3 protein-coding genes are annotated in these 2843 nt (G+C 43.1%); 1 reads left to right on the forward strand and 2 read right to left on the reverse strand.

From position 1 onward, the window contains the following. Positions 1 to 462, forward strand: a 462-nt coding sequence (locus IM509_RS06865) for an RNA-guided endonuclease InsQ/TnpB family protein (RefSeq protein WP_287716732.1), incomplete at its 5' end; no start/stop codon positions are given. Positions 463 to 547: 85 nt separating this feature from the next. On the opposite strand, the gene IM509_RS06870 is transcribed toward IM509_RS06865, so the two are convergent. After that, positions 548 to 1363, reverse strand: a complete 816-nt coding sequence (locus IM509_RS06870; protein WP_185237527.1) for a TPM domain-containing protein — start codon at positions 1361 to 1363, stop codon at positions 548 to 550. Continuing rightward, entirely contained in the window at positions 1360 to 2622 is a 1263-nt protein-coding gene (locus IM509_RS06875) for a vWA domain-containing protein (protein WP_185237528.1), read from the reverse strand. The genes IM509_RS06870 and IM509_RS06875 overlap by 4 nt, the downstream gene beginning before the upstream one ends. Positions 2623 to 2843: the final 221 nt, after the last annotated feature.

The raw sequence follows: 2843 nt of genomic DNA on the forward strand, positions 1-2843 counted from the left end.
AAACTTCATTTTAAAATAGCTAATATCCGTAAAGATACGTTACATAAACTCACCACTTATTTAGCCAAGAACCACGGCCAGATAGTAATTGAGGATTTAAATGTGTCTGGGATGATGGCTAATCACAAATTAGCTAAAGCCGTTCAGGATATGGGTTTTTACGAGTTCCGAAGACAACTTGATTATAAAACTCAGTTGTATGGTTCGGAATTAATCATAGCCGATAGGTGGTTTCCTAGCAGTAAAACCTGTTCCAATTGTGGGTACAAAAAAGAGTCTCTATCTTTAACTGAAAGAGTTTTTGAGTGTGAGCAATGCCATGTAGTTTGCGGTCGAGACTTGAACGCTAGTCTGAATCTAGCTTCTTTGGCGGTGAGTTCCACCGTGTCAGCTTGTAGAGTAGATAGTGCCGACACTACTACAGTGAAGCAGGAAGTTAACGTCAAATTTGCTCATGAGTAGATTTGAGTAAGTTTAACAGAACGGAACTGGTAGCCAAAGCCTCTATTGACACTCCCCGAAGCGCTCATGGGAGGGAGTGTCAACTCTACCAATCACCGCCGCCGCCACCCCCACCGCTACTGCCACCGCCGAAATCACCACCATCATAACCGCCACCACCATAACCACCACCATCATAACCGCAATAGTCGCTATTGCCGTTGCTGCCACCACTGCGGCCACCTCGACCATTGCCACCAACGGCACAACGAAAATAAACAAAATATAGAATTAACATCAAGGGAAAAGACACTCCCACCATCAGGATAGCCAAAACAAGATGAAGAATGGACATTGCGATTTGAGGCTTAAATTCAGTTTGTCGCAACCCATAAGCACTACGGAGAAACCCGCTCACAACTGTTACACCTGCTCGAATACCTTCTTCGTAGTTTCCCGTTTTGAAGCTAGGAATCATGCAGGTGTAGATAATATCCTTGACCTGAGCATCGGGTAAAAATCTTTGGACTCCATAACCGGTCTCGATTTCTACCCGTCTATCCTTGAGGGAAACGAGGATTAAAACCCCGTTATCTTGCGATTTTTTGCCGATTTTCCAACGATTAAATAGGGCTGTGGCGTAGGCTTTGGGGGTAGGATAGGGTAAGGTATCGGGGACGGTGACAACAGCAATTTCTGCGCCGGTTTCTACCTCTAATTTGGCTATGTCACCGGAAATTTGCGTAACACCCGCCCGACTTAAAATATTAGCTCGATCGCTGACCCATAATCCCCCGTGCGGATTTAGTTTCGGTATTTGTTCGATGGGAATAGCGTTGACTAAGGGGGGTAAAATAACAGGGGGAAGAGCGAACATTGTCACCAGAAAAATTCCTAGGGGCAAGGGGCGAATTTTAATCATTTTCCTGTCTCTCCATCGGTTTGTAGTCTTGTTTTAGCAATAATGCGGGTTTTCTTTAAATCTCCCTCGCTCAATTCTTCTCCCACCTGTAAACGGGTGGCATTAGTTTGGAGGACAGTGGCGGCGTTTTTTTCTCCCAATTGTAAGGCGGTTTTGGCGGCGGTTTGTAGCATGGTGGCGGCGGCTGCTCGATCGCCCTGTTTTAATTTTTCTTCAGCGATTTGGGTTTGACGATATTTGGCTAAAGTCAGAGTCGATTTCTGAACTTGCTCGTTTAATTGGGATTGATAGATAGCTTGGGAGGCGATATCAAGGCTAACAGTCGCAGTTTCTAGCCCTTTTTGACCAGAAGCGGGATCATCGTAGCGAATCTTCACCTTAGCTATGGTATAAGTACCGGGGGGAATTTGGTCGATATAGAGATTGAGGAGGATAATTTTTTCTTCATCTATCATTAAATCACCCAAACGGGTGATGTAAAAATTGCCCTCTTTTTGTAGGCTCATTTCTATAGTTTCTGGGGCAACTTGGGCAATGGGTTTTAACTCCGCTAAATGAGTCCGAGCATCTAATTCTAATTGCAGGAAAGCGTTAGTTAACCGGACAGATTGCAAACGGTTAAATAGACGAGTAAATTCAATTAAAGCCTGTTCGGGTCTTTCGATATAAGATAAACTTCCGCCAGCGATATCGGCAATTTTTTCTAGGATATCTTGATTCCAATGATCGCCAAAACCGAAGGTATTTAAGGTGATACCGTACTCAGCTGCTACTGCGGCTAATTTTAAACAGCGTTGATTATTTCCGTGTTCATTTTCACCATCGGTAAGCAGAAAAATATGAGACACATAACCTTTGCTGCCGGTGGAACTTTCTTGAATACCTAATTTTATCCCTTCATCGATCGCCGTACCTCCTCCCGCTTGTAATCGTTGAATTTTTGAGCGAATTAAGGTCAGATCATCCTGTCGCAATTGGGAGGGAAGAATAACTTTGGCGCGATGATCAAAAGCTATCACCGAGAGACGATCATTAACCCCGAGGGATTCTATTAAACTGAAGGCCGCTTTTTTGACCGTTTCTAGGGGTTTTCCCTGCATAGAACCGCTATGATCGAGAACTAAACAAAGATTAATCGGTAAATTTGTGTTAATCTGTTCACTGGTGGCGGCGATCGATAGCATCAGTTGACGTTGACTGCTGGTTTGATTAGCGTCGATATGACTATCACTCAAGGCCGATTTTAGAGTTACCCGCATAAGAGTTTTTAATCGTGGTCGTTGATATTTCTATTGTAATGAGTATAATTAGATTTGTGCTTATTTTCCCATCCGACATCCAGTTATACTTTGCACGGCTACAACTTGCATTTTTTACTCAAGGACAATAATATAGTTTAAGAGTCATAATTAGAAGCAAAGCACTCATTAAAAACATGATTAACCTAGAATTCACGGAAGAAGAAAAGAACTCACTGTAT

The organism is Microcystis sp. M31BS1 (assembly GCF_020245285.1).
Taxonomy (GTDB): Bacteria; Cyanobacteriota; Cyanobacteriia; order Cyanobacteriales; family Microcystaceae; genus Microcystis; species Microcystis panniformis.